This is a genomic window from Janthinobacterium sp. PSRC1-1, from assembly GCF_049897525.1.
Classification (GTDB): Bacteria; Pseudomonadota; Gammaproteobacteria; order Burkholderiales; family Burkholderiaceae_D; genus Janthinobacterium; species Janthinobacterium tructae.
Genome location: NZ_JAFCWK010000018.1, coordinates 50,560 through 76,535, shown reverse-complemented (window position 1 = coordinate 76,535; position 25,976 = coordinate 50,560). Strand labels below are relative to the sequence as shown.

At 65.7% G+C, this 25,976-nt stretch carries 25 protein-coding genes; 7 read left to right on the top strand and 18 right to left on the bottom strand.

The features are described 5' to 3' along the window. Positions 1-41: 41 nt before the first annotated feature. Positions 42-404 (bottom strand): hypothetical protein, encoded by a 363-nt coding sequence (locus ACP7DW_RS26735; RefSeq protein WP_426057430.1) that lies wholly within the window; start codon positions 402-404, stop codon positions 42-44. Continuing rightward, positions 401-1,345: a transcriptional regulator GcvA gene (gene gcvA, locus ACP7DW_RS26730; protein WP_071078774.1), complete on the bottom strand. Its 945-nt coding sequence runs from the start codon at positions 1,343-1,345 to the stop codon at positions 401-403. The genes ACP7DW_RS26735 and gcvA overlap by 4 nt, the downstream gene beginning before the upstream one ends. A gap of 231 nt (positions 1,346-1,576) precedes the next feature. On the opposite strand from gcvA, the gene ACP7DW_RS26725 reads away from it, so the two are divergent. The 5 genes from ACP7DW_RS26725 to ACP7DW_RS26705 all read left to right on the top strand — a co-directional run bounded on the left by ACP7DW_RS26725 (position 1,577) and on the right by ACP7DW_RS26705 (position 6,525). Next, entirely contained in the window at positions 1,577-2,476 is a 900-nt protein-coding gene (locus ACP7DW_RS26725; RefSeq protein ID WP_426057431.1) for a DMT family transporter, read from the top strand. Positions 2,477-2,670: 194 nt separating this feature from the next. Further along, on the top strand, positions 2,671-3,771 hold the full coding sequence (locus tag ACP7DW_RS26720) for a hemin-degrading factor (protein ID WP_426057432.1): 1,101 nt from the start codon (positions 2,671-2,673) through the stop codon (positions 3,769-3,771). Then, entirely contained in the window at positions 3,759-4,685 is a 927-nt protein-coding gene (locus ACP7DW_RS26715) for a heme/hemin ABC transporter substrate-binding protein (RefSeq protein WP_426057433.1), read from the top strand. The genes ACP7DW_RS26720 and ACP7DW_RS26715 overlap by 13 nt, the downstream gene beginning before the upstream one ends. After that, a complete protein-coding gene (locus ACP7DW_RS26710) occupies positions 4,682-5,728 on the top strand; it encodes a FecCD family ABC transporter permease (RefSeq protein ID WP_426057434.1) in 1,047 nt (348 codons plus the stop codon). The genes ACP7DW_RS26715 and ACP7DW_RS26710 overlap by 4 nt, the downstream gene beginning before the upstream one ends. A gap of 8 nt (positions 5,729-5,736) precedes the next feature. Then, the gene (locus ACP7DW_RS26705) at positions 5,737-6,525 is read left to right on the top strand and encodes an ATP-binding cassette domain-containing protein (RefSeq protein ID WP_426057435.1); all 789 of its coding nucleotides are present in this window, start codon (positions 5,737-5,739) and stop codon (positions 6,523-6,525) included. A gap of 1 nt (position 6,526) precedes the next feature. On the opposite strand, the gene ACP7DW_RS26700 is transcribed toward ACP7DW_RS26705, so the two are convergent. The 6 genes from ACP7DW_RS26700 to ACP7DW_RS26675 form a co-directional block, all read right to left on the bottom strand. Further along, on the bottom strand, positions 6,527-6,961 hold the full coding sequence (locus tag ACP7DW_RS26700; protein ID WP_426057436.1) for a hypothetical protein: 435 nt from the start codon (positions 6,959-6,961) through the stop codon (positions 6,527-6,529). Then, entirely contained in the window at positions 6,958-8,397 is a 1,440-nt protein-coding gene (locus ACP7DW_RS26695; protein ID WP_426057437.1) for an efflux transporter outer membrane subunit, read from the bottom strand. The genes ACP7DW_RS26700 and ACP7DW_RS26695 overlap by 4 nt, the downstream gene beginning before the upstream one ends. Next, complete coding sequence (locus tag ACP7DW_RS26690; protein WP_426057438.1) at positions 8,394-9,464, bottom strand: HlyD family secretion protein; 1,071 nt, start codon at positions 9,462-9,464, stop codon at positions 8,394-8,396. Before ACP7DW_RS26690 ends, ACP7DW_RS26695 begins: the two co-directional genes overlap by 4 nt. A 26-nt stretch (positions 9,465-9,490) precedes the next feature. After that, complete coding sequence (locus tag ACP7DW_RS26685) at positions 9,491-11,026, bottom strand: MFS transporter (protein ID WP_426057439.1); 1,536 nt, start codon at positions 11,024-11,026, stop codon at positions 9,491-9,493. Positions 11,027-11,128: 102 nt separating this feature from the next. Beyond that, positions 11,129-12,049 (bottom strand): LysR family transcriptional regulator, encoded by a 921-nt coding sequence (locus ACP7DW_RS26680; protein WP_426057440.1) that lies wholly within the window; start codon positions 12,047-12,049, stop codon positions 11,129-11,131. Between the two features lie 77 nt (positions 12,050-12,126). Further along, positions 12,127-12,825 (bottom strand): UPF0149 family protein, encoded by a 699-nt coding sequence (locus ACP7DW_RS26675; RefSeq protein WP_426057441.1) that lies wholly within the window; start codon positions 12,823-12,825, stop codon positions 12,127-12,129. Positions 12,826-12,929: 104 nt separating this feature from the next. On the opposite strand from ACP7DW_RS26675, the gene ACP7DW_RS26670 reads away from it, so the two are divergent. Then, positions 12,930-13,943, top strand: a complete 1,014-nt coding sequence (locus tag ACP7DW_RS26670) for a serine/threonine protein kinase (protein ID WP_426057442.1) — start codon at positions 12,930-12,932, stop codon at positions 13,941-13,943. Between the two features lie 125 nt (positions 13,944-14,068). Then, a complete protein-coding gene (locus ACP7DW_RS26665; RefSeq protein ID WP_426057443.1) occupies positions 14,069-16,510 on the top strand; it encodes a hypothetical protein in 2,442 nt (813 codons plus the stop codon). Positions 16,511-16,549: 39 nt separating this feature from the next. On the opposite strand, the gene ACP7DW_RS26660 is transcribed toward ACP7DW_RS26665, so the two are convergent. From ACP7DW_RS26660 to ACP7DW_RS26615, 10 genes are all read right to left on the bottom strand, one after another. Further along, on the bottom strand, positions 16,550-17,503 hold the full coding sequence (locus tag ACP7DW_RS26660; RefSeq protein WP_426057444.1) for a hypothetical protein: 954 nt from the start codon (positions 17,501-17,503) through the stop codon (positions 16,550-16,552). A gap of 236 nt (positions 17,504-17,739) precedes the next feature. Further along, the gene (locus tag ACP7DW_RS26655; RefSeq protein WP_071078763.1) at positions 17,740-18,114 is read right to left on the bottom strand and encodes a hypothetical protein; all 375 of its coding nucleotides are present in this window, start codon (positions 18,112-18,114) and stop codon (positions 17,740-17,742) included. Between the two features lie 33 nt (positions 18,115-18,147). Then, positions 18,148-19,386 carry a TerD family protein gene (locus ACP7DW_RS26650; protein WP_426057445.1) on the bottom strand — a complete coding sequence of 413 codons (1,239 nt, stop codon included), beginning with the start codon at positions 19,384-19,386 and terminating at the stop codon, positions 18,148-18,150. After that, complete coding sequence (locus ACP7DW_RS26645) at positions 19,383-20,378, bottom strand: HpcH/HpaI aldolase/citrate lyase family protein (protein WP_426057446.1); 996 nt, start codon at positions 20,376-20,378, stop codon at positions 19,383-19,385. The genes ACP7DW_RS26650 and ACP7DW_RS26645 overlap by 4 nt, the downstream gene beginning before the upstream one ends. Then, the gene (locus ACP7DW_RS26640; RefSeq protein ID WP_426057447.1) at positions 20,371-21,477 is read right to left on the bottom strand and encodes a cysteine protease StiP family protein; all 1,107 of its coding nucleotides are present in this window, start codon (positions 21,475-21,477) and stop codon (positions 20,371-20,373) included. Before ACP7DW_RS26640 ends, ACP7DW_RS26645 begins: the two co-directional genes overlap by 8 nt. Further along, complete coding sequence (locus ACP7DW_RS26635) at positions 21,474-22,226, bottom strand: HAD family hydrolase (RefSeq protein WP_426057448.1); 753 nt, start codon at positions 22,224-22,226, stop codon at positions 21,474-21,476. Before ACP7DW_RS26635 ends, ACP7DW_RS26640 begins: the two co-directional genes overlap by 4 nt. Next, entirely contained in the window at positions 22,204-23,361 is a 1,158-nt protein-coding gene (locus ACP7DW_RS26630; protein ID WP_426057449.1) for a phosphoribosyltransferase domain-containing protein, read from the bottom strand. Before ACP7DW_RS26630 ends, ACP7DW_RS26635 begins: the two co-directional genes overlap by 23 nt. Continuing rightward, a complete protein-coding gene (locus ACP7DW_RS26625) occupies positions 23,358-24,395 on the bottom strand; it encodes an ATP-grasp domain-containing protein (protein WP_426057450.1) in 1,038 nt (345 codons plus the stop codon). Before ACP7DW_RS26625 ends, ACP7DW_RS26630 begins: the two co-directional genes overlap by 4 nt. A gap of 95 nt (positions 24,396-24,490) precedes the next feature. After that, a complete protein-coding gene (locus ACP7DW_RS26620) occupies positions 24,491-25,207 on the bottom strand; it encodes a TIGR00266 family protein (protein ID WP_035826041.1) in 717 nt (238 codons plus the stop codon). A 187-nt stretch (positions 25,208-25,394) separates the two neighbouring features. Beyond that, on the bottom strand, positions 25,395-25,970 hold the full coding sequence (locus ACP7DW_RS26615; RefSeq protein WP_046682304.1) for a TerD family protein: 576 nt from the start codon (positions 25,968-25,970) through the stop codon (positions 25,395-25,397). Positions 25,971-25,976 lie beyond the last annotated feature (6 nt).

Genomic DNA, 25,976 nt, shown 5'->3' with positions numbered 1-25,976 from the left:
CGGGTCATTGCAACCGTTGGCGCAGGTCGGCGTAGGTCGGGTTAGCGCCTTGGCGCGTAACCCGACACAGCCACCTCAAAGGCAAGGCTGTGCCAATCCCCATCCTCGCCCTGCCACTCCAGCGCAAACGGCCCCGTTTGCCGTAAAGCCGTGACCCAGCGCACTTCGCCGGGCTGGCGGAAATATGCCGTGCACTGCCCGAACGGCTGACCCAGCCGGCACAGCACCAATCCCTCGCCCGCCACGGCGCACCATTGTTCATCAGCATCAATCAAGGCCACGGCCGGATCGCCATAGAACTCGCCCAGGCTGGCTTGCCACCCATCGGCCGCCGTCACCGTGGCCTGTTCGTATTCATGCTGGACGATGTATTGGGCGCTGCGCGCCAGTTCCCTGTTCGTCATGCGCTCTCCACGGTGGGCCAGACGGTTTCCTGGTCGGCGCGCGCCTCGGCGATCAGCCATTCGCAGAACGCATGCACGAGGGGCCGCGTTTCCGCCTGGGGCGAGCGCAGCAGATAATAGCAGTGGGGGCCGCGCACCGCGTGTTCGAAGACGCGCACCAGGCGGCCCGAGCGCAGGTCGTCGCCGATCAGGGGGCTGGCCGCGATGGCCACGCCCTGGCCGCTGGCTGCCGCGTCCAGGCATAAATACGTGTGCGAAAAGCGTGCGCCGCTGTTGCCGCTATTGCCGCTGTAATGCACGCCGCAGCTGTGCAGCCAGCGCGTCCAGTCGATTTCGCCGGGCAGGTGCACTTCCGGCTCGTCGTGCAGCAGCGGATAGCGCAGCAGGTCGGCGGGCTGGCGCAGGCTGGCCGCGTTGGCGCGAAAGCCGGGGCTGCAGACGGCGGAAAACCATTCTTCCATCAATAAATCGACTTTGAGGCCCGGATAGCGGCCCGGTCCCAGGCGGATGGCCACGTCGACGCCATCGCGCGCCAGGTCGACCGGGTGCATCGAGGCCAGCACGCGCAGTTCGATCTGCGGATAGCGGTCGCGCAGGCGGCCCAGGCGCGGCATCAGCCAGCGCGAGACGAGCGAGCTGGTGGCCGTGACCGTCACCACCTTGTCATCGCCCTGGCGCCGCGCCTGTTCGGAGACGTCGGCCAGCTGGTTGAGTATCGGCCCCAGCGAGGCCGCATAGCGCTGGCCGGCGCTGGTGAGCACCACGCCGCGCGGCAGGCGCTGGAACAGCACGACGCCCAGCCACGCTTCGAGCTGTTTCACGTGGTGGCCGATGGCGCCGGCCGAGACGTGCAATTCTTCGCCCGCGCGCTGGAAGCCTTCATGGCGGGCGGCCGCCTCGAAGGCGTGCAGGGCGGCGAGCGGGGGCAAGGGACGTGACATGGCACTCTTCAAGAGAATTGAGCCTCAGTAATATTGGGCCTATCCGTGAAGAATATTGGTTTGTTTCATTTTGCGCAAGCGAATATGATGCCGTCACTGCGTGAAGTGACCCGCAATAGGATTCACGCATGAATTATCGCCAGCCTTGCTTGGCATTTATATTTACAACGCCTGGGAAAACCGTCGCGATACGCAGCAGGTTTGCCCAGGTGTACTCAAAGAGGTTTAGTCATGTCTGATCGCCGCGCCGTTGCGCTGGTGTTGTTGTCGGCCGCCGGTTTCGGCAGTTCCGCAGTGTTTGCCAAGGCGGCCTATGCGTCCGGGGTCAACCCGTCGACCATGCTGGCCTTGCGTTTCGTCATCGCCGCCATGCTGTTGCTGCCGCTCGTGTGGCTCGGTGGCTGGCGCTTGCCGCGCGGCCGCCTGCTGGCCGGCTACATGCTGATGGGCCTGATGTACACGGCCCAGTCGCAAGGCTATTTCAATGCCCTCATGTATGCCAGCAGCGGCCTGTGCGGCATGCTGCTGTATGTGTATCCCGTGCTGGTGACGATCCTGGCGCTGGCGCTGGGCTGGGAAAAGCTGGACCGGCGCATGCTGGTGCTGATGGCGCTGGCCATTGCCGGCATGGCCATCACCCTGGGCGGCAAGCTGCAGGGCCAGCCCATCGGCATCGCGCTGGCATTGATGGCCGCCGGCGTGTACGCCGTGTACATCCTGTTTGGCAACAGCCTGTCGAAAAGCCGCGAGAATATTCACCCATTGGCCGCCTGTGTGGTGATCCTGGGCACGGCTGGCCTGTCGAATACTGCGATTGCCCTGTGGCAAGGCGTGGCCTTGCCGGGCACGGCGACGGGCTGGCTGGCCGTCAGCGCCATCGCCCTGTTCTCGACGGCCATCGCGATTGCCGCCTTCTTTGCCGGCGTGGCGCAGATCGGCGCGGCCAAGGCTTCCATCATTTCCACGTTTGAACCTGTGATCACGATGGCGTTCGGCGTGACCATGCTGAAAGAATCGGTCAGCGGCACGCAATTGCTGGGCGGCGCCATGGTGCTGGCCGCCGTGGTCTTGCTGGCGCAGCGTCCCGCGCCCAAGGCGCCGGCCATGCCGGGCGTGCAGGCCAGCGCCTGATCCTGTTTTCCTGAACTGATCGGCTGTATCGATCGGTCTCCTTTGCGCCGCGACGGGTTTCCTGTCGCGGCGTTTTTTTTTTGCACATAAAGTCTTGATTGCGAATGATTCTCATTTATAATTGATTTCAAGATTCCCCCACCACCAGCCAGCCTTCCGCATGCCAGCCAGTGTTCGCCTTGAAAGGAGACACCGTGTCGAGCACGTTCCCCATTTGCAATACCGAACTGGTCGCCAGCGAATTTGCCCGCCTGCGCCGCGAAAAGAAAGCCCGCCACCGCGACATCGCCGAGGAACTGGGCATGGCCGAAGGCGAGCTGATCGCCGCGCATGCGGGCCTGTCGCTGGCCGATGGCGCCTTGCTGGGCGCCGTACGCCTGCAGGCCGACTGGCCCGCCATCGTCGCCGCGCTGGAACCGCTGGGCGAAGTCATGGCGCTGACGCGCAACGCCTCGTGCGTGCATGAAAAGACGGGCGTCTATCGAAAAGCCAGCCATAATAATCATGTGGGCCTGGTGCTCGGTGGCGACATCGACTTGCGCGTGTTTTACCGTCACTGGGCACATGGCTTTGCCGTTCGGGAGGTGAACGAGGGCGAAAACGCGGTGCAGCGCAGCCTGCAATTTTTCGATGCGGCCGGCCATGCCGTGCACAAGATTTTCCTCAAGCCGCACAGCGACCTGGCCGCCTACGACGCGCTGGTGGCGCATTTTGCCGACGCAAACCAGGCGGCCGGCATTGCCGTGACGGCGCCGGTGGCCCCGCCAGCGGAATTGCCCGACGCGCAGATCGACGTGGCCGGCTTTCGCGCCGCCTGGGCCGATTTGCGCGACACGCATGAATTTTTCACCGTGCTGAAAAAGTATGCGGTCTCGCGCCTGCAAGGCCTGCGCCTGGCCGAGGCGCGCTTCGTGCAACAGATCGACAAATCCTGCGTGCTCGACCTGCTCAATAGCGCCGCCCTCGAAAAGGTGTCCATCATGGCCTTCGTCGGCAATGCCGGCATGATCCAGATCCATTCGGGGCCTGTGCACAAGATCGCCGTGATGGGGCCGTGGATCAATGTCCTCGACACGCGCTTCAACCTGCATTTGCGCGAAGACCATATCGCCAGCGCCTGGGTGGTCAGAAAGCCCACCGTCGATGGCCTGGTGACGTCGGTGGAACTGTTCGACGCGAAGGGCGACACCATCGTCATGTTCTTCGGCGAACGCAAGCCGGGCGTGCATGAATTGTGCGAATGGCGCCATATCGTCGACAGAGTGGCGCAGGAGGGCGAACTATGCGCCGCATGATCGCCGCCAGCGTGGCGCGCCGCATCGCGCTGAAAAAAATGGGGGCGGGAGCGCTGGCCCTGGCCGCGCCGATGCAGGTGCTGGCCGCCGTGTCCGACGCGGGCAAACCTGTGGTCAAAGCGCGGCGCATCGTCAGCGTCGGCGGCGCCCTGACGGAAATCGTCTACGCGCTCGGGGCGCAGGGCGAGCTGGTGGGCGTCGATACGACGTCGCTGTATCCGGCCGTGGCGCAACAGCTGCCGCAGGTGGGCTATGCGCGCACCCTGTCGGCCGAGGGCGTGCTGTCGCTGGCGCCCACGCAGCTGATCGCCACCGAGGAGGCGGGGCCGCAAGCGGTGCTGCGACAGGTGCGCGACGCGGGCGTGCCGGTGGCGGTGCTGAACGCGAATAACCAGTTCGAAGGCTTGCTCGAGCGCGTGAAACAGGTGGGCCAGATCACGGGCCGTGCCGACCCCGCCGCGCGCCTGGCGCAAGCCTTGCAGCAGCAGTGGGACGGCGCCCTGGGCAAGGTGCGCCAGCGCCAGCATGCACCCGTGCGCGTGCTGTTCATCCTCGCCCATGCGCCCAACCAGGTGATGGTGGGCGGGCGCGAGACGGGCGCCGACGCCATGCTCGCGTATGCGGGCGCCGTCAACGTGATGGGCGGGCAGGGCGGATTCGCCGGCTACAAGCCCCTTACGCCGGAAGCGGTGATCGCCGCGCGGCCCGATATCGTGCTCGTCACGGATCAGGGCTTGAAAGCCTCGGGCGGCGTGGACGGCATCTTGAAACTGCCCGGCCTGGCGCAGACGCCGGCCGGGCGCAAGCACCGCATCGTCTCGCTGGAAGCCATGCTGCTGCTGGGCTTTGGTCCGCGCATGCCGCAGGCGCTGGCTGAACTCGACGCCGCCTTTGCCAAAGCCATGGCCGCATGAACGTGCGCGCGATGACGCCGGCAGTGTCCTGGTCACGCTGGGGTGCTGGCGCTCTGCTGGCGGGCGCATTGGCTTGCGGCTTGCTCATCGCCGTGCAGGCGGGTGCCGTACCCGTGACCCTGGCCGACTGGCTGGCGCCGTTTCAAGCGGGCGACGCGGCGCTGTCCGGTGGCGCCTACGTGCTGTGGCATATCCGCTTGCCGCGCGCCCTGTTTGCCATCCTGATCGGCGCCGCGCTGGCGCTGGCCGGCGGCCTGACGCAAGGGTTGTTCCGCAATCCGCTGGCCGACCCGGGGCTGCTGGGCGTGAGCAGCGGCGCCGCCTGCGCGGGCGCGGCCACCATCGTCTTCGCCGCCAGTCTGCACGTGGCGCCCGAGCTGCGCGTGTGGCTGCTGCCCGCCGCCGCGTTTGCCGGCGCCATGCTCATTTGCGTGCTGCTCGACCGCGTTGCCCGCTGGGCCACGCCAGGCTCCATCGTCGGCCTGCTGCTGACGGGCGTGGCGCTCAATGCCATTACGGTGGCCGTCATGGGCCTGTGCATCTACCTGGCCAGCGACGACCAGCTGCGCACCCTGACTTTCTGGACCCTCGGCTCGCTGTCGGCCGGCAGCTGGCGCCAGGTGGCGGCGTTGCTGCTGGTGCTGGCCGGCGCGCTGTGGGCCACGCGCTTCCTGATGCGTTCATTGAATGCGCTGGCGCTGGGTGAGGCGCAGGCGCTGCATGTGGGTATCGACGTGGGCAGGCTGCGCACGCAGGTGATCGTGCTGGTGGCCGTGCTGACGGGTTTTGCCGTCGCCTGGTGCGGCGGCATCGGTTTTATTGGCCTGATCGCGCCGCACCTGGTGCGCACCTGGCTGGGCGCCGACCAGCGCCGCGTGCTGCCGCTGGCGATGCTGATGGGCGGCTTGCTGCTGCTGTTGGCCGACACCCTGGCGCGCACGGTCGCCATTCCCGCGGAAGTCCCCGTCGGTATTTTCACGGCCTTGCTGGGCGGGCCATTTTTCCTGATGCTGTTGCGGCGCTTCCGCCACGCCAGCGCCTAGAGGTGAACATGACGTCGCTGCTGGAACTCTCCTTCGCCACCACCCAACTTGGCCAGCAGTATTTCGGCCCCTTCAATGTGCGGGTGGCGCCCGGCGAGCGCATCGCCATCCTCGGTCCCAGCGGCGCGGGCAAATCGACCCTGTTGAAACTGATGGCGCGCGAACTGCAGCCGCAGGCGGGACAGGTGATATTCGCGGGCCGGCCGCTGGCGCAGTGGCCGCTGGCCGACCTGGCGCGGCGCCGCGCCGTCCTGCCGCAAGGCTCGAACGTGGCTTTTGGATTGCGGTGCGCGCTGGTGATCGGCCTGGGGCGGGTGGCGCGCCTGGTCGACCCGCAGCTGGAGCGGATCGTGCAGGAGGCGGCCGCGCTGGCGCACGCCGCGCATTTGCTGGGTCGCCGCCTGGACACCCTGTCCGGCGGCGAGCAGGCCAGGGTGCAGCTAGCGCGCCTCTTCGCGCAGATGTGGGACGTACAAAATGGCTTGATACTCGTCGACGAACCGCTGGCGGCGCTCGATCCCGGCCTGCAGTTCGATCTGCTCGATAGCCTGCAGCAGTTTTGCGCCGCGCGCGGCCACGCCGTCGTCGCCATCCTGCACGACATCAATCATGCCTTGCTGGGCTTCGAGCGGCTGCTGCTGGTGCGTTCGGGCCAGCTGGTCGCCGATATCGCCAGCGATGCCGAGGCGGTTCCCGCCCTGGCCGCGCTGTACGGCATCGCCCTGACGACGGCGACCAGCAGCGATGGCGACGTCTGCGTCATCCCCGCCAGAAGCGCGGTGCGCAGGGCCGCCTGATTCACCAGACGTCCGCCGCGCGCGGCCGCGCCATCTGGCCGCTACCGAGCAGCCACACCATCAGGGCCTCGGCCTGTTCGCGCGTGGCGGCGACTTCCTGCAGGATGCCGAAGGCCTTCATGGCGCCGGCCGCCATCGCCTGCAGGCGCGCGCGCTGCTCCGCGTCCGCCTCGACCGATACCAGGCCCCGGCAAAGGGCGGCCAGCGCCACCTTGTTATGCTTGAGCCACAGGCCGCGGCGTTTGCGGTCGATGTGCGCTTCGTCGCTGCGTTCCTCTTCGAACAGCAGGACGAACGGTGCACCATGGCGCAGCAGGGCGTCCATGTCGTTTTCCCATAGCGGGGCATAGCCGGTGATGGCCGTTTCAGGGCGAAAGCGCACAATGGGAAAGTCGCTGACGTCGTGGATGGAGAAATGTGCGGGATGCGGTTTCATGGCGTGCTTCCTTGCGAGGTGCTTGTAAATGCTTGCCAGCCGCCGCCCAGCGCCTTGTAGACCTGGACCAGCGACAGCGCAGCGGTGGCGCGGCTGTCGACCAGCGCCGCTTCGTTGTTCAATAAGGTGTTTTGCACATGCAGCACGTTGATCAAGTCCGTGCCGCCCTGGCGGTACTGCAGTTCCGCGCTGCCCAGCGCCCGGCGTCCCTGCTTGACGGCTGCATCGAGGCTGGCCTGGCGGCGGGCGTTGGCCTGGTAGCCAGACAGCGCATCTTCCACCTCGTGCCAGGCGGCCAGTACCGTCTGGCGGTAGGCGATGGCCGCTTCCTGCTGCTGCGCCTCGCGCAATTGCAAGTTGCCGCGCAGGCGGCCGCCATCGAACAGGGGCACGCTGAAGCCGGGGCCGAAGGCGAAGCGTTTGGCGTCCCAGCCGATGTCGGACAGCTGCATCGCCTGCAGGCCGACGCTGCCCGAGAGCGTGATGCGCGGATAAAAATCGCCTTGCGCCACGCCGATGGCGGCCGTGGCCGCGTGCAGCTGCGCTTCGGCGCGGCGGATGTCGGGACGCCGTTCGGCCAGGCTGCTCGGCACGCCCAGCTGCACCTGCATGGCCACGGCCGGAATGTCCTGTTTCACTGCCAGTTCCGCCCGCAGGGACTGCGGCGGCAGCGCCAGCAGGAGGGCGAGGGCATTGCCCAGGCGCTCTTCGCGCTGCTGCAGCGGCGGCAGGCGCGCCTCGATGGTGGCCACGTGGGCCGCCGCTTCGGCCTCGTCGAGCTGCGTCGCCGCGCCTTCCTGCAGCCGGATGCGCGTCAGGTTCAAGGTATGGCGGGCGATATCGAGCAGTTGCTGCGTGATGGACAGGGTCTGCTGCGCGCCGCGCAATTCGATGTAGTCGCGCGCCGTCTCGGCCAGCACTGCCAGCAGCACGCCGCGCTGCGTTTCCACGGCCACCTCGACGCGCGCGTCAGCCGCTTCCACTTCGCGCCGCACGCGGCCCCACAGGTCCAGTTCCCAGACCGCGTCGAGATTGCCTTGCCACAGGCTGTAGGCGGCCTGGCCGTTGTGGCGCGACGGGTCGCTCAAGCCTTGTTCGCTGTTGCGCGCGCGGCCATAGCTGCCATTCGCGCCCAGGGACGGGCCTTGCGCGGCGCCGGCCACACCGCGCGCGGCGCGGCTCTGTTCCAGCCGGCTGCTGGCCGCCAGCAGGTCGAGGTTGGCGCCGGCGGCGCGCTGCAGCAGGGCGGATAAAGTCGCGTCGCCAAAGCTGTCCCACCAGCGCTGTTCGATGGCGCCATCCTGCTGCGCGGCGAAACGGGCGTCCTGCGCCTGGCGCCATTGCTGTCCCAGATCGTTGTGCGGGCGCTGGAAGTCGCTGCCGACGCTGGCGCAGCCGGCCAGGCCCACGGCCGTCATGAAAATCAGTGCTTTCATCGCGCGCTCACCTGTTGCAGCTGTTGGCGACGCATGGCCGTATCGATGCGCACTTCGGCCGACATGCCCACGCGCAGGCGATGTTCGCCATCCTGGCCCGGATCGAGCGCGATCCTGACTGGGATGCGCTGCACCACCTTGGTGAAGTTGCCGGTGGCGTTTTCCGGCGCGATGGCGGCGAACGTCACGCCCGTGGCGGGGGCGATGCTGTGCACCGTGCCGCGCAGGAGCACGTCCGGATAGGCGTCGACGGCGATGCTGGCGCGCTGGCCCTGGCGCACGTGGGTCAACTGGGTTTCCTGCAGGTTGGCGACGATGAAGCTGCGGTTCAAGGGCACCACGGCCATCAGGTTGGCGCCAGGCGCCACCAGGGCGCCGACGCGCACGGCGCGGCGTCCGACGATGCCGTCGATGGGGGCGCGCAGCTGCGTATGCGACAAATCCAGTTCGGCGCGTTGCAGGCTGGCGCGGGCGCGCAGCAGGGCCGCTTTGGCCGCGCCTTGCTGCGCTTGCAAAATGTCCGTCTGCTTGCGGGTGGCGACGAGGGCGGCGCGGTTTTGCGCCAGGCGCGCGCGACTCACGTCGAAGCGCGATTGCGCCTGCTGCGCGTTCTGCACGCTGCCCGCGCCCTGGCCGGCCAGGTGCTGCGAACGGGCCAGCTCCTGCTGCGCCAGTTTGTCTTCCGCCTGGTTGGCGTCGACCAGGGTGCTGGCCTGCTCGATCACCGATTGCTGGCGCTGCACCGTGGCGCGGGCATTCGCCAGCTGCGCTTCGGCGCCAGCGACCTCGGCGCGGGCCGAGGCGGCGGCGGCCTGGTAATCGCGGTCATCGATGCGCGCCAGCAGATCACCGGCCTTGACAGTCTGGTTGTCTTCCACCAGCACGTCCCGCACGATGCCACCCACCTTGGGGGAGAGCACGGTGTAGTCGGCGCTGACAAAGGCGTCGTCGGTGCGTTGTTCGTCGCCACGGGCGAACAGCAGTTGCCAGGCACAAAAGGCGAGGGCGCAGGCCAGCAGGGCCAGGCCGAGAAGAAAGGCGCGTGAGCGCAGTATGGGTGTTTGCATGGTGATGCTCTTTCTTGAAGTAAAAGTCAGGCGGCGCGCGGCGGATAGACGCGCGTCGGCAGGATGGGAATGATCACAATCATGGCCAGCGCGATGGCGGCCACGATCAGGTACAGGTCGGACGAGGTCAGGGTGACGACTTGCGCATGCATGCGCTGCGCCAGGCCCGGATCCAAACCTGCCACGTCCACGGCGCCGGGCAGGTTGCCCAGGCGTTCGCTGAGCACCGTCGAATGAAAATGGTTGCGGCGCGTGATCAGCGCATCGAGCACGCCGGTGGCGACGACGGCCGACATGCCCTTGATGGTGTTGAACCAGGCCGAGGCGAACGGGCCATCCTGCGGCGCCAGGCCCGTGGTGGCCAGCAGCAGCAGGGGAATCACGGCCATCGGCTGGGCGAAGATCTGCAGCGCCTGCAGCAGGTAGAAATGCGTGCGGATCCAGTCCGGCGACATGCGCGCCCCGAGCACGCAGGACAGGGCCAGCAGGGCCAGGCCGATGGCCAGTACCCAGCGGCAGTCGACGGCGCGCAGATTGCACAGGGCGGCCACCAGCGGCAGGGCGATCAGCTGCGGCAGCGCCACCATCAGCATCACGGGCGCCGTCTGCAGCGGGCGGTAGGCGTGCACCTGCGCCAGGTAGGACGAGGGAATCAGGATCACGGCCAGCAGCACGAACAGCACGCCGCCCAGGGTCAGCAGGGCGTGGCTGAGGTTACGCCGCGACAGCAGCTGCAGCTTGAAAAACGGCAGCGGATGCGACCATTCGTTGATGAAGAACAGCACCAGCAGCAGCACGCCGCCGCCCAGCAGCACGCAGATCAGCGGCGAGGCGAACCACGCCAGGCGCTCGCCCTGCAGCAATCCCACCACCAGCATGCTGATGGCGGGCAGGCCAAGCAGCAGGCCGCGCCAGTCGAACTGGCGCAAGCGCTCCAGGCGCAGCGGGTCTTGCGGCAAGCCCCAGGACACCATCAGCAGGGCGAAGATGCTGCCCGGGACGATTTGCCAGAAGGCCCATTGCCAGCCCAGGTACTCGGTCCAGAAGGCGGCCAGCGGCGTGCCCAGGCTGGGACCGAAGGTGGCGCTCAGCGCATAGCCGCCCAGACCATACAGCTTGATATTCGGCGGCAGGAAGCGCAGCGCCACCGTCATCAGCATGGGCGGCAGTGCGCCACCGGCCGCGCCCTGCACCACGCGCAGGACGATCAGCACGGAGAGGTTCGGCGCGAATGGACAGAGCACGCCGGCGGCCATGCAGACGATGATGGCGCTGGCCGTCAGGCGGCGCAGCGAGAAGGTGACGGAGCACCACGGCGCGAACGCCATTGCCGACACCGAGGCGGCCGCATACAGGGCCACGAGCCAGCTGGCGTCGTCGCGCGCGATGCCCATGGCGCCGCGGATGTCGGCCAGCGCGACCTTGGTGATGTTTTCATTCAGGCCGGACACCAGCACGGCCAGCAGCACGCCGGCCAGGCCCGTGGCCAGGCGTAGGCCGAAAATGGGAGCTGCGGGTGGCGCGGCCGCGGGGGCGGCGCCGGGAAACGGTACAGCGGACACAGGGAACTCCGTGGATGAGGATCAGTCCACGCAGTATAGGTAGCGCTAAATATGATGAAAATTGATCATTGATGAAGTCTGAATTGCGTCAGACGCAATGATTCATTCATCTCGCGGCGTGCTGCCGCACAGCTCCTTGATCATGCGGCGCAACCAGCGGTGCGCATGGTCGTGGTCGAGGCGCGGGTGCCAGGCCTGGAATACTTCCACGCTGTCGACGGGAATCGGCAGTTCGAACGTGCGCAGCTTCAAGCCCAGGCGCTCGACGATGGGCAACAGGGGCGTGGGCATCAGCGGCAGCAGCAGGCGCGAATCGGCCACGGCGAAAATGGCGGACTGGAAGTTGGGGCTGATCAGCGAGACGCGGCGCGTGTAGCCCCGCTCGGCCAGGATGGTGTCGAACGGGCCGCGCGCCAGGCCGCGCCGCGAGACGCTGATATGTTCGTACTCGGTAAAGCTGTCGAGGGTGATGGGGCCGTCGAAGAGCGGGTGGTCGCTGCGGGCGATGCCGACAAAGGAACTGGTAAACAGCTGCTGCAGCTTGATGTCGGGCGCAAAGGCGCGCCGCGCGCTGATGTACAGGTCGATGCGGCCCGCGTGCAGGGCGTCGTTTTCCGTGGCGCCATCGCCTTCGGGCACGAAGCGCAGCACCGTGTGCGGCGCATGGCTGGCCAGCAGGTCGCGCAGCTTGCCCCCATACGCGCCGACGAACACGTCGTTGGCGCACAGGCTGAAGGTGCGCTCCAGCGTGCGCAGGTCGACTTCGCGGCCGGACGTGAAGATGGCGTGCGCCTGCTCCACCACGCCGCGCACCTGCTCGCGCAATTCCAGCGCGCGCGGAGTAGGCGCCAGGCCGCGCCCGGAGCGCACGAAGACGGGGTCGCCGATGGCGTCGCGGATGCGCGCCAGGGTGCGGCTCATGGCCGGTGCGCTCAGATGCATGCGCCGCGCGGCGGCCACGGCGCTGCCTTCCTCGAGCAGGATGTCGAGGGCGACGAGCAGGTTCAGGTCGGGGAGTTTCATGCGGCGATTATAGCCCGGGGGCCAGCGCCAGCGCTGCGCCGGCAGGACGCCGGCGCAACAGGGATGCTACTGCGGGATTACTCGGCTGCCGTCTCGGCGCCGCAGCATTTCTTGAACTTCTTGCCGCTGCCGCAAGGGCAGTCGTCGTTGCGGCCCACTTTCGGCTCTTCGCGTTTCATGGTTTGCACCGGTGCCTTGCGGCGCGGTACCCAGAAACGGTGGATGGCCGGCAGGTTCGCTTCCAGTTCCTGCGCCAGCTTGTGCGCCTTGACCGGGTCTTCCACCAGTTTCAGTTCTTCTTCCTTGATTTCGTCGGCGCCCAGCAGGTAGATCGGCTGCATCAGCTCGGCCACTTCGGAGGTCCAGATCTCGTTCCACGAGCCAGGACGCAGCTCCATGCCGTCCCAGAAGCCCCAGCACCAGGCTTCGGCGTCGATCAGGGTCTGGCCTTCGTAGTCGTGCTCGACGAACAGGGCTTCGAATTCCTTCGGCGCCACTTCAAACGTCACCAGCACTTCGTTCATGAAGCGCATGATCAGGTTGACGATGCGTTCTTCTTCCTTGCTGTTCTTGAACTTCGGTGCATCTTCGGCATCTTCGCCCCACACGCGCGGCAACCACTCGGCTGGCATGATCGGTTCCGGGCCGATGGCGACGGCCGTCAGATAGCCGTGCAGCATATCCATGGTCATCGCGTCTTCGGAGCAGCGCTCCGACAACAGGAATTGGTCTAGTTCGTCGAATTCTTTTTCTGATAATGGCTGTTCGAGTTGCATGGCTTGCTCTTTGTATTGAATGTAAGCCGCCAGTATACGCCTTGCGGCGTTTCATCACCGAAGTGTTTGCACCGGCGGCCCGCGCGCGCCTTACAATGTCGCTTATGCACAATGAAAACCAGCCGCACGAGGACGACCGGCCCGTCCATCCCTTTTCCGCCCTGAGCCCCGATTGCGTGCTCGACGCGCTCGACAGCGTGGGCTTGCGCGGCGATGGCCGCCTGCTGGCCCTGAACAGCTACGAAAACCGCGTCTACCAGGTAGGCATCGAAGACAGCGCGCCGCTGGTGGCCAAGTTTTACCGCCCCGCGCGCTGGAGCGATACGGCCATCCTGGAAGAGCATGCGTTCGTGTCCGAGCTGGTCGAGCGCGAAATCCAGGTGGTGCCGGCGCTGGAAATCAACGGCAGCACCCTGCACCAGTACCAGGGCTTCCGCTTCGCCGTCTTCCCCCGCCACGGCGGCCGCGCGCCCGAGCTGGATGACCCGGCCACCCTGGAATGGATAGGGCGTTTCATCGGCCGCATCCACGCCGTCGGTGGGCTGTCCACCTACCAGGAACGGCCGGCGCTCGATCACCAGACGTTCGGCGTCGAGCCGCGCGAGTTCTTGCTGGAGGGCAATTTCCTGCCGCCCGAACTGCTGGCCGCGTATTCCAGCGTGGCGCAGCAGGCGCTCGATGGCGTCAAGCGCTGCTATGACCGCGCGGGTGACGTGGCCGTGCTGCGCACGCATGGCGATTGCCATGGCGGCAACGTGCTGTGGACGGACGCCGGCCCCCATTTCGTCGATTTCGACGATAGCCGCATGGGCCCGGCCATCCAGGACCTGTGGATGATGCTGTCGGGCGAGCGCGGCGACCAGGTGCGCCAGATGAGCGACATCCTGGCCGGCTATGAAGATTTTTGCGATTTTGACCCGCGCCAGCTGTACTTGGTCGAAGCGCTGCGCACCCTGCGCCTGATCCATTATTCGGCCTGGCTGGCGCGCCGCTGGGACGACCCCGCCTTCCCCGTCGCCTTCCCGTGGTTTAACACGCAGCGCTATTGGCAGGACCGCATCCTGGAACTCAGGGAGCAGGTGGCGCTGATGGATGAAGCGCCATTGTGGTCTATTTGACCTAAACGCACGAAAAGCGTGGTAAAAGTCGCTCTTCTTGCGGCGCTGATTTGTGCATGCCTGTTCGATAATGGTGGTAATAAATTCCCATAAGCAATGGAATTCACCCGAATAAGCGAGAAATCATGCAAGCACAGCAAAATCAGCGCCAGGCCGCCTCCCTCACCGTCGCCTATTCGGCCGACGACGAGTTCGACCAGGACAGCATGGTCTCGCTGCATGATTTCAAGGACCTGGAGCGCAAGGCTGACGTACCTGCGCCTGTCCCTGCCGCTCCGGCCACCCCCATGTCCGAGTCGCAAGCCGAGCCGACAGCCGAAACCGACGCCAAGGCGCCCACTGCCGAACGCCAGAAAATGGAATTGAAAGCCATCCACGAGGCGATTGCCCGCGTGGAAGCGGAAGCGAAGGCCACCTGCGCCGCCGAGAGCCGCGCGCTGGCCGAGGCGCGCGTGCGCTCGCTGGCCGAGGACCGCGCCGCCATCGACGCGGCCGCCGCCGCCGCCGCACAGCAAAATGCGCAGGCAGCCGAAGAAGCGATTGCCGCCAATCGCGAACGTCTCGATACCATGCGCGCCGCCGCGCAAGCCAGCGTGGCCCGCCTGGAAGCGGTCAAGCAGGAGACGGCCGAACTGCGCGCGCGCGTGGAGTCCGACAATGCCATCCGCCTGGCCGCCGAACAGCGTTCGCGCGCGGAACAGGAAAGCCGCTTGCGCGCCTGCGAGCAAGTGGCGGTGCAGTCGGAACTGGCCGATCAGGCCGCCCGCGCCGCCGAAGAATTGCAGGTGCAGACGGAGCAGGCGCGCCTGCAAGCCGTCGAGCGCGTCGCCGCCGTGCAGGCGGCCAAGGAAGAAATGGTGGGCATCGCCTCGGCCGACGCACGAGTCGCCGTGCTGGCGCGTGAACGCGAGCGCCATGCACACGGTGCGCGCCAGACGGCGCAGATGCTGGCCGAAGCGGAAAGCGAAGCGCTGGACTTGACGGTGCAGCGCGAGCGCGCCGACCAGATCGCGCTGGAATCGGCCTTCAACCGCGCCGCCGCCGAAGTGCGCGCCCTGGAAGAAGCGCGCGCGCTGGCGCACCTGGAGCAGGAACGCGAAGCCATCGCGCTGGCGCAGGCGGAATCGGAACGCCATGCGGCGCAGTCCCTGCGTTTGCGCCTGCAGACGGAAAAGGAATTGCGCGACGCGGCCATCCACCGCGAGCGCCTGGAAATGGTCGCCGTGGCCAGCGCGCAGGCGCGCCGCGATGCCGACGTGCGCATCCTGGCCGCCACCGAGGCGCGCATCGAGGTGGACCGCCAGCTGCGCGCCGTGGCGCTGGCCCGCGTAGCGGCCGAACAGGATGCGGAAATCGCCGGCCACGCCAAGCTGGAAGCGGAAACGGCCGCACTGGAACAGACCAAGGCGCGCGAAGCGGCCGAGCAGGCAGCCGCCGTGGCAGCGGCGCGTGAACTGGAAGAGCAGCAGCGCGCCGCCAGCCTGGCGCAGGAACGCGCCGAACTGGCGCGCCAGGCGTCGGAACTGGCCGCCAGCCAGAACGCAGCCGAGCAGGCCGAGGTCGATGCCGGCAAGGCGACATTGGCTGCGCAGGCGCAGGTATCGCAACTGGCGCAGGAAAAAGCCCGGCAGGCGGAGCAACTGCTGCAGGCCGAACAGGCGCGCCTGGCCGCCGAACAAGCCGCCCTGGCCGCCTTGAAAGAGAAACTCGAAGCCGAAGCGCTGGCGTGCAACGCGGCGCAGGAACGCATCGCCGCAGAAGACGCGCAAGCCGAACTGCTGCGCGGCCAGTACGCGGCCGAACAGGCCTTGCGGGAAGCGGCGGACAAGGAAGCCGACGCCATTCGCATCCTGATGGACCAGGCGCTGGTTGAAGGCGAGCAGAAAGCGGCTGCCGCGCAAGCCGTGCAGGCGCAGGCGCGCCTGGCCGTGGAACTGGGACAAGTGCATAGCGAGCGCGCCCGCGTGGAAGAAGACAAGGCGCAAGCGGCCGACGCGCTGCTGGCGTCCGAGCGCGATTTCGTCGCGGCCGAACGCGAGTCGCTGTCCCTGATCGCGCAAAAACTGGTGCAGCAGCGCCAGACCAGCAGCGCCGAAGAGCGCGCCTCGCAAGCCATCGCCGGCCGCCTGGAAGCGGAAAAGCAGGCGACAGCGGCGGCCGAAACGCGCGCCGCCATGGAACAGCAGGCGCTCGACGCCATGCGCCAGCGCGAGCAGCTGGAACGGGTCGCGCAGCAGGCCGCCAGCGAGAAACTCGCGGCGCAGCAAGCCTTGCTGGCCAGCGCCCAGGCGCATGCGGCCCTGCAGCGCAAGGCCGCCGCGACCACGCGCGCGATGGCCGCCGCCAGGCAGCAGTTGCTGGAACAGGACACGGCGCGCGCGCAGCAGCAAGAGCGCGAGCTGGCCGCCCTGCGCGCCAGCCTGGAGCAGCCGCAAACGGTCTTTTCCAGTTCCTTGAGCGCCGCCCGCGCAAAAGCCGGACAAGTCAGCTCGGCCAGTTTGACGCGCGAGGTGATCGAACGCTTGACGCAGCCTAACGACGCTGGCGCCGTCTGGCGTTCACGTTAACAGGATTCGGAACCAGTCCCACCGGGACTGGTTTCGCCCTCAAAACTTCCGTCCCACCCCCACCAGTAGCACATCGGCATCGCGGTGATAATCGGTGACGACCCGGTTCCACGCCACTTGCGCCACCCAGCGGCGGTCGAGGTGGTAGCGGGCTGTGGCCGATAGCAAGCCTGTCAGGCGCGTGCTGTGGCCCTGGGTATCGCGCCCGTCCCACGCCAGGTAGGGGCCGCCACCCATGCCGAATTCCACCTTTTCATTGAGTGAACGGATCAGCCACAGCTGGGCGGCCACGCCGCGCCGGTGCGCCAGGTCGGCATCGCCTTCATCGAGGGCGGTGACTGTCCAGTCCACGTATTTTCCCGCCGCGCGCCGGTATTCCAGCGTGAACGGGCGCGCACTTTCCGAGCGCAAGCTGTTGACGATGGTGTGGCCCGTCGAGAGTGTCAAGGTGTCGTCGTGCGCCCAGTTCTGCAAGTGCAGCTTGGCGCCCGGCACGCCGTCATAGCGGTAGCCGGCGCCGATCAGCAGGTGCGTGGTGTTGTCCTTGCCATCGGGCTTGATGCGGTTGAGCTGCGCTTGCGCATACCAGCGATTATCGAATTGCCAGCGCGCCTGCAGGCTGACGATGGAGCCCCAGCCATGGTCATTGTCGAAGTTGTGCAGGCCGTCGTCGGTTCTGGCCGTGTCGAAGAAGAAGTAGCGGCCCACGCCGGCGCCCAGCATCAGGCCCTGCTCCACTTTTTTCGTGCGCAGCCAGAACTGGCCCGCCATGCCGTCGCGGTGATGGTCTTCCGGGTGGCCTTCGTTGATATACGACAGGCTGACGGCGTTGTAGTGTCCCACCGGCTGCGTGTAGCTGACGGCGGCGACAAAGGTGCGCTCATTGGTCGAGTGCACTTTCAGGGCGCCGGCCATGCCGGAGATATCCTGTGCCTGGACGGAGAGGGGAAGCGAGACGGCCAGCAAGGCCAGGACAGGGTGGCAGATGCGCATGACATTTCCGGTGATGATACAGGCTGAAGGTTGGCTGGCTGGGCATCATGCGACGGCGCAATCACCACGCACATTTACTACATTCGTAAAATGTCTCAGTCAGAACTAATTGCCCTAGTGTATAAGAAAGTGAGAATGTGTGAGGCGCGCCAAGGATGCGGCGGGAGGGGAGGCGCCGGCCTGGAAGGGCTGGCCGGCGCGATGCTGCTGGACTTACGGTCGTATTACTGTCTCTATTACTGGCTCAAGACGACTTTATCGGCAAAATACTCCGTCTCGCCGAAGCATTGCGTCGGCACGCCCTTGTGCTGGCTGTAGGTGACGAGGATGCGCTTGCCGGCGGCGGCCGTCAGTTGCTTCGCCACTTCTTCATCGCGCACGCTGAACTGGAATTTTTCCGGGATGGTGCCCGGCAGCGCCGTCAGCAGCAATTCACCCTCCCATGTCTTGCAAATCCAGCCCCGTTTGGAGAACTTTTGCAGGTAGCCCGCCCGTTCGCCTTCCGAGTACGAGAAGCTGAGGGCCATCCACGTATAGGCGGCCAGCAGCAGGAAGCCGGCCACGAGGAAGATGACGAAGGCGAAGGTGACTTTTTTGGTCGTAGGGGTCATGTTAAGGGGTGAATTGTTTAGTTGGAGAAAGAGTTAGTCTTTCCGTCCGGCTTTCCAGTTCAAGCCAAAGTTATATCTTTCATCCATGGCCTGGTGCGCCGTGATTTTACCTTGGCCGCCGAAGTATTCCACCAGTTTTGTCACCTGCAGGTTGCCGCCGTGGTTTTCCAGCATGGCGATGGCGCACATGGCGTGCTGGCTGTCGCTGTCGAGGCGCACTTCCACCGTCGGTTGGCCGGGAATTTCGATCGTCACGACGCCATCCGTGGCGGCCCAGTTCGGCACACCCTCGTAGATGAAGGCGTACACGAGCACGCGCTTGATCTGGTCGAAATGGGTGCCGTTGATGAAGATGTTTTCGCCGCTGCTGATGCTGCCCGTGCGGTCGTCGCCTTCCAGGTGAATGTACGGCGGCCTGTCATAGGCGCCCCAGCTGTTGCCCAGCGCTTGCACGGCGCTCTTGCTGCCATTGCTCATTTCGAACAGGCAGCCGATATCGAGGTCGATGCCGCCCGAACGGCTGGCCGGTTTGTTGAACAGTTTGCCGAGGAAGCCCGTGTCGAGCTTGGAGGCGGGCGCCTGGCCTTGCGCGGCGTTCTGGTTCCAGTTCAGGTTGACCTTGATGCGGCCATAGCCGCCGCTGTCGCGCTTGTCGAGCGAAATCTTGTCGCCGCGTTTTTCCAGGCGGATTTTCGACAGCGAGATTTTATTTGCCGGTGGTGGCGGTGGCGCTGCTGGCGTGGACACGGGAGCAGGGGACGAGGAAGCCGCCTCGCTGCCGCCAAAGTGCTTCAGCAGCGCCGCCAGGCCGCCGGCGAAGCCCTGGCCCACGGCGCCGAAGCGCCAGCTGCCGTCGCGGCGATACAGCTCGCCGATGATGACGGCTTTTTCGTCCTGGAAGTCATTGCCCGTGAAGGCGAACGTGGCTGCCTGGCCCAGCGCCATGCTGGAGTTGCCCAGCGCGCGCATGCTGCCTTGCTCCGTCGCCGCCGTGAACACCAGCTTGTCGATCGAGGCTGGCAGACGGGAAAGGTCGACCTGGAAGGTGGAGCGGGGGCCGTTCAAGTCCACCGTGATGGCGTTGTTCGGCGCGCTTTTCTGGTTGAAGAACACCATGTAGCGGTCGTCCGACAGCTTGCCGGCCGCATCGACGCCGAAGCAGCTGACGTCCACTTCCATCGAGCCCGATGCGATATCGAGCGTGACGGCAAACGGGCCATTCAAGCCCAGGTCCGCCAGTTTGCCTTTTTGTCCGCGTGTGAAATTGGTCATGGTCGTGCAATCCCTTCGTCGCTGGAGAGTTGAGTATTCAAGGAGTGATGCAAATGGGGGGCGGGCGCCGCGGCGCCGTCGGCCGCATGGCGGATGCCGAACAGGCGCGCCTGTTCGATGATGCGCTGCGCCCAGCTGCTGTGCGTGGCCACTTCGCACATCGATTCCTGCATGCGGAACACGGCCGGGCTATCCGGGTCGATGATGCGCAGCGCCAGTTCGATGTCCGACTGCGCCACCTGGTAGTGGCGTTCGATCTGCGGCACCTGGTCCGGGTGGATGGCCGTCTTGGCGATCATGCCGTGCGCCATGTCCTGCGCCACTTCGGCATCGAGCCAGCTGCCCTGCGACAGGTGCTCGAAGACGGGCGCCGTCAGCTGGAAACCGTGCGGCTTGAAGATGGTGACCAGGCGGCCGATGACCTGGCCCAGTGGCGTTGAATAAATCGTGCCGCTGGTGGGGCGGCGCAATCCCAGCAGGGCCAATAAGTCGTTGCCGCCGATGCGCAGGGCCAGGATGCGGCGCCGCACTTCCGGTGCCGATAAAACGATGCGGAACTGCTTCATCTCTTCGTCGTCGAACACTTCCGCCGTTTCCAGGGTCGGCATCAGCAAATGATGCGTGTGGCGCACGAGATCGAAATACGCGGCGAAATTGTGGCGCGTGGATTTCGGCAGCACGAAGCCGCTCAATTTGTCGGCGCCGGGCATGGCCAGCACGCGCGCCAGCACGTCGAGATTGCGCACGCGCACGAAGCGCAAGGTATCCGATTCGTCGCACATGTTTTGCAGCGCCAGCGACAAATTGAACAGCGCGTAACTGAGGTCGCGTTCGGCGATGGCGTCTTCGGTGCAAAGAATGACCGAGCGCAAATGGCTGAATTTGTCGCCATTGGCGATCGCCAGCAAGTCCTTGTGCGTGGTCGGCACATACATGGAGGCGCCCAGCGCCGCCTTGTGTTCACTTTGTGGGTGTAGGGAGTTGTTATCCATCGACTGCGCTCCTGATAAGGGCGACCGCCTGGTAAGGCAGCGCCGGTTCTACTATGACGGGTATGGCTTTTTCCTGCGCCAGAAGCAGCAAATGTGCCACGTCCGGCGCATTCGTGTCGCGCACGATCAGGCGCTCGGGCACGCGGCGCAGCAGCACGCGCGTCGCTTCGCCGATGCCTGGCTTGATCAGGTTGATGTCGCTGATGCCGTACTCCTGCTGCGCAGCGGCCATGTAGGCTTGCGAGCGTGCCGCCATGGCTGGCGCATCGCTCGCTTCGGCCAGCGGGACGCCGCTGCTGGCGGCGATCGCCATGGCGTCGGCCACCAGGCCGTCGGCGAAATCGCGCGACTGGTCGTGCTGCTCGAACTGCGCGTAGTACACGCAGCCGTGGAAGTCGTCGGGGCCGATGGCATCATTGAGCACGGAGCGGCTGACCAGGCCCGAGACGGTGGCGTTCAAAATGCTCGACGGGATCAGGTAGTCGCTGGCCGAGGCGGCGCAGGCGGCCGTGCCGGCCAGGTCGGCCAGCACGAACAGGCCGCCGTCGATGGCCGTGCCATTGGCCGCGTTGAAATCATTGACGGTCTGGCGCAGTTCGCGCGAAATCACGCCCTTGCCCGTCCAGCCGTCGACGAAGACGAGGGAAGCGTCGCTGTGGCCCTGCGCCAGGATGTGTTTCAAGGCATTCGCATCGATGCCGCGGTCGCGGATGATGGAGACGGAATAATGGCTGCACTCGCGCTGGAATACCTGGCGCAGCAAGTGCCCCAGGATGACGCCCACGGGCGTGCCCGCGCGCGCCAGCGACACCAGCGTGATGGCGCCAGTGCGGCGCGCCGCGATCAGGGCCGCCAGGCGCAGACAGTCCCGCGCCATTTGCAGGCGGTTGGCCGCGAACGCGCTCTGGAACAGGGCCAGGTAGGCGGGTGAGGGCAGGGACTCTGGCGACAGCATCTCGCTGTAGTGGCGCTGGCCGGACTGGATCAAGCGCTCTTTTTCGGCCAGATCGAGGATGGGTTCGAGCGCCATCGGCGTGAGCAGAAACTCCACGTCTTCCTGGCGATAGCTGCCGCTGAAATGCTGCGTACCGTCGGTCATAGCGCCGCCACCGTGAGTGCCGCCAGCTGGGTGCCGTTGGGGATGATGGCGTAATCGCAGGCGGCCATGAAGCGCGCGTCCGAGCGGCTGTCGCCCATGCCGAAGCTGACGATGGGGCCGTGTTCGGCTTCCAGCTCCGCGCGCAGGTAAGCCACGGCGCGCGCCTTGTTCAGGGTCTTCGGCAGCACGGCCAGGTTGTTGCCATTGCGGTGGATGAAGTAGTCCGAACCTTCGCTGGCGATCCACTGCTGCAGCACTTGCTCTTCGATGTCGGCCAGGCGTTCGCCGCGCGCTTCATGGTCCTTGACGACGATGTAGAACGGTGTGTTGTAATCCTCGATCAGGCGCGCGCGCGAGGGCATGCCCGTCTTGATCTGGAAATCGTCGATGATGCGCATGGCGTCCTGCAGGCCGGGCAGCGCCGTCTGCATGTCGCTTTGCATCAGGGCCAGCCAGCCCGCGTCGAGCGCGCCGCCAGGCTGCAGCACGATGCCGCCGTAATCGAGCACGCTGTAGCTGGTAAACGGCAGGTCGACGCGGCGAAACGCGTCGCCATTTCTCGCCGTGGCGGGGATCAGGGTCATGCCGCTTTGCGCGAACTCAAAGAAGGCGCGCTGGCGCGCCGTCGTAAACGAACAGGCGTCGCCATTTTTCAAATAGGCGGCCGGCTGCAAATCGCTCTCGCCCGGGCATTTTTTCGGGGTCTGGAACAGTGTGTCGTCCAGATCAACAAACAGGAATTTCTTCAATTTTGGTCTCTGACTGAAAGTGGAACAGGCGGCCATTCAATTGGCCGGCGAGTTGCATGAGGGCCGGGCTGGCCGGAGTTTCATGGCAGATGAAAACGTGCTGGTACTGGCCAGGCGCCACGTTGTACAGGTAATTGGCGATGCCTTCGCCGTAATTGTCGTCGCAGTTGACGATATGGCCGACGGAGCCCCACGACAGGATGGGCGAGCGCGTGGTCGATTGCACCACCACGTTCTTGCCCAGGCTTTCCAGTTCGCGCGCCAGCAGGAACGACGGGTGCATGAATTCGCCCGTGCCCAGCACCAGCACGGAGTCGCCGGCGCCGATTTCCTGCGCCAGTTGCACCGCCAGGCCTTGCGGCGGCGTGAGTGCGCGTCCCACGCCGATGCGCCCGAAGGCGGGGCTGGCGCCGCGTTCCGCATTCGCTTCGAAGCGCTGCGCGCTGGCCGCTACCGGCGCCGGCGCATCGCCGGCCTGGAAGGCGTAGTGGCCGGACAGCGCCGCGCCGATGGTCGTGGGCAGGCCGAAACGCTCACTCAAGCCCGCGTTGGCGGCCTGGCCCATGAAATTGGTGATCACGCCCAGGTGCAGTTTTTCCAGCTGCGGATAGCGCGCGCGGCACACTTGCACCAGGTTGGCGAAGGTGTTGCCGGTCGACGCTTCATCGTCGATCAGCACCAGGCTGCGCGCGGTGGAAAACAGCGCGCTGGCCGCGTCCGATAAATGCAGGAACTGGCGCGGCGCGTGGCTGTGCGATTCCTCGAATTCGAAGAAGGGCACACTGCCAACGCGATAGCGCGAGCTGTGCAAAAATAGCGCTTTTCCATTCGGATTGGCGCGCAGCCAGGCTTCGAACACGCCCTGGCCCAGGCCGACGGCCGTTTCCGCCATGGCGATGAAGACCACGGGGCCGGGCAGGCTGGGGGGTATCTGCGCGGCCAGGTCGTCGTGGATGGCTTGCATGGCGCGCGGCGTGACGGGCCAGTGCTTGCCCAGCACTTTTGACAGGAACAGGAAGCCGCGCTTGGCGTTGGCGCGCGCGGCAAAGCCGATCAGCCAGTCCAGCGGAAAGCGCGCCTCGTCCACTTTCAGGGTCAGCTCGCCCGTGGGCATCTGCTGCTTGACGGCGTTCATGGCAGCTCCACGGCGTAGGCGGCTTCGCCCACGCGCATGCCTTCGTGGATGGCGGGCACGCTGAGCTTGTCAAAGCCCTGGTCGAAACCGGCCAGCGCCAGGTAGGGCAGGTTGGGGCCTGCCGCGCACGCCATGCCGATGCCGCCCGACATGCGCGGGTTGATCTCCAGCAGCGCCAGGCCATTCGCACCCTCGCGGAACTGGATGTTGAACACGCCATTGAGGCGATAGTCGCGCGCCAGTTTGTCGCAGGCGGCCAGCAAGTCGGCGCGCAGCTCGATCAGCTGGCCGCTGCCGCCCCCATGCAGCTTCTTGCGCGGCACGGCGCAAATCAGCTTGCCCTGGTCGGCGACGCAGTCGGCGCTGTATTCGTGGCCGTCGAGGTATTCCATCAGCAGCAGGGTCTTGAACGTTTCCATCTGCGCCAGGCCGCTGCGCAGCTCTTGCGCATTGATCTGGTAGGCGGCGCCGGCCAGCAGCAGCTGGGCGCTGCTGCGCTCTTCATCGAGTATGGCAAAGCCCAGCGCATACACGGATTCGGACGGCTTGATGCACAGCTTGCGATGCAGCGGGCGCAGTTCGGCCCAGGCGGCGTCGTATTCTTCGATGGTGGTTACGGCGCGGTAGTCGGCCGGGCGCGCCATGGGCAGATCGAGGCCGTCGCAGAAGCGTGCCTTGTCGTGCATCAGGTCCAGTACCTCTTCGGTGGCCACGCTGAGCACGCGCGTGCCGAGGGCGGCGAAGCGCGCGCTGGCGCTGCCGATCAGGCCCGCTTCCTTGCCGGGCCAGAAAATCGTGATGTTGCGGTCGCGGCAAAATTCCAGGCACCACTCGACATAGTTGTGGCCCGTCAGTCCCGACGGTTCGACCGCGTATTCGTGGGCCGACAAGAAGGCGGCCGCGTGCGCGTTCGTATTGCTGCACACGATGTGATAGCGGGGCGCACCGCCAGTGGCGGCCATATCGGCTTCGCGGATCAGGCGCATGGCCGTGCCGACCGAGGAAAATGTTTTGTTGAACCAGACTCTTTGCATGTACGGGGACCGGGTGGAAATAGGGGAAGCCGCGCGCAGGTGCGCGCGCGTGAATTCTAAACGGCCAGACTTAACCTGGCCTTAGAGGGAGGGGATCAGCCGGCCTTGCCGGATGCCGTCCATTTCAGGAATGCGTCGCGGTTGCGCGAGCAGATGAAGACCTTGCCCGAGCCGGAAAAGCGCAGCACGATGCCTTCCCCGCTGGTCACGCTGTTGACGATATTGCCGAGGAAGCCGCCGATGCCGCCGCCGCTGGCACCGCCGCCCGTGGTCACGGAAATCTCGTATTTCAGGCTATTGTCCCAGCACACCACGTGGGAATTGTCGATCACGACGTCCTTGCCCGGCTCGACGTCGAGCTGGAACATGGAGCCGAAGCCCGACACCACCACTTGCCCGGTGCCGGCCGTCTCCATGACGAAGAAGCCGCCAGACTGGGCGAACAGCGCGTTGCCGATGCTTTGCGTGCGCACCTTCATTTCCGTGCCCGAGGTGGCGGCGACAAAGGCGCCGTCGTTGAGCAGGTACTGGCGCGCGCCCACGTCGACCACTTCGATGGCGCCCGGCAGGGTCGGCGAGAGCAGGCAATCGCCGCTGCCGCGCACCGCTTCGATATGCTGCTGGAAGAACGATTCGCCGTTGGCGAAGCGGCGCATGATGGCGCTGCCCAAGCCGCCCGTCATCTTGCCTTTCAAGTCCAGCGCCGTCTCCATCATCACCATCGCATCCGATTCGCAATAGATGGTTTCGCCCTGCTTCATGCTGACGTGGAGGAAGGGATCGACGTCTCCCGTGACACTAAATACTGGCATGATAAATCTCCAAAAAAAAGCCGCCTGATCTGTGCAGGCGGCAGCAATGATATGACATTAAGATAATTCACCTCGGAAAACCGTAGCGAGCAAGCTCGATTTCGGGTTAAGTCGCGCAGCTGTACGCAGGTACAGCGAGCAACGCAGGCCCGAAAGTGAGCGGCGCAGTAGGTTTAACGAGTGTGAATTAGGCGTTGACGCCGAACGAGCGAGCGAGCGGGCCCAGGCCACCGTTGAAGCCCTGGCCGATGGCCTTGAACTTCCATTCGCCGTTGTAGCGGTAGATTTCGCCAAAGATCATCGCCGTTTCCGTCGAGCTGTCTTCGGACAGGTCGTAGCGGGCGATTTCTTTTTCGCCTTCCGCGTTCAGGCAGCGGATGAAGGCTTTCGAGACCATGCCGAAGTTCTGGCGGCGCGCGTCGGCGTCGTGAATGGTGACGGTGATGCTGATGCGGTCGATGTCGGCTGGCACGCGGGTCAGGTCGATTTCGATGCGCTCATCGTCGCCTTCGCCTTCGCCCGTGGTGTTGTCGCCCGTGTGGACGACGGAACCGTCGGTCGACTTCAGGTTGTTGTAGAAGATGAAGTCAGAGTCGCCACGGACTTTGCCGTCGCTTTTCAGGAGGAAAGCACTACCGTCAAGGTCGAAGGTGGCGCCGTCCGTCGAACGAGGATCCCAGCCGAGGCCGACGATGATCTTCTTCAGGTTCGGTGCTTCCTTGCTCAGGTTGACGTTGCCGCCTTTTTGTAAACTGATTGCCATGTGGTG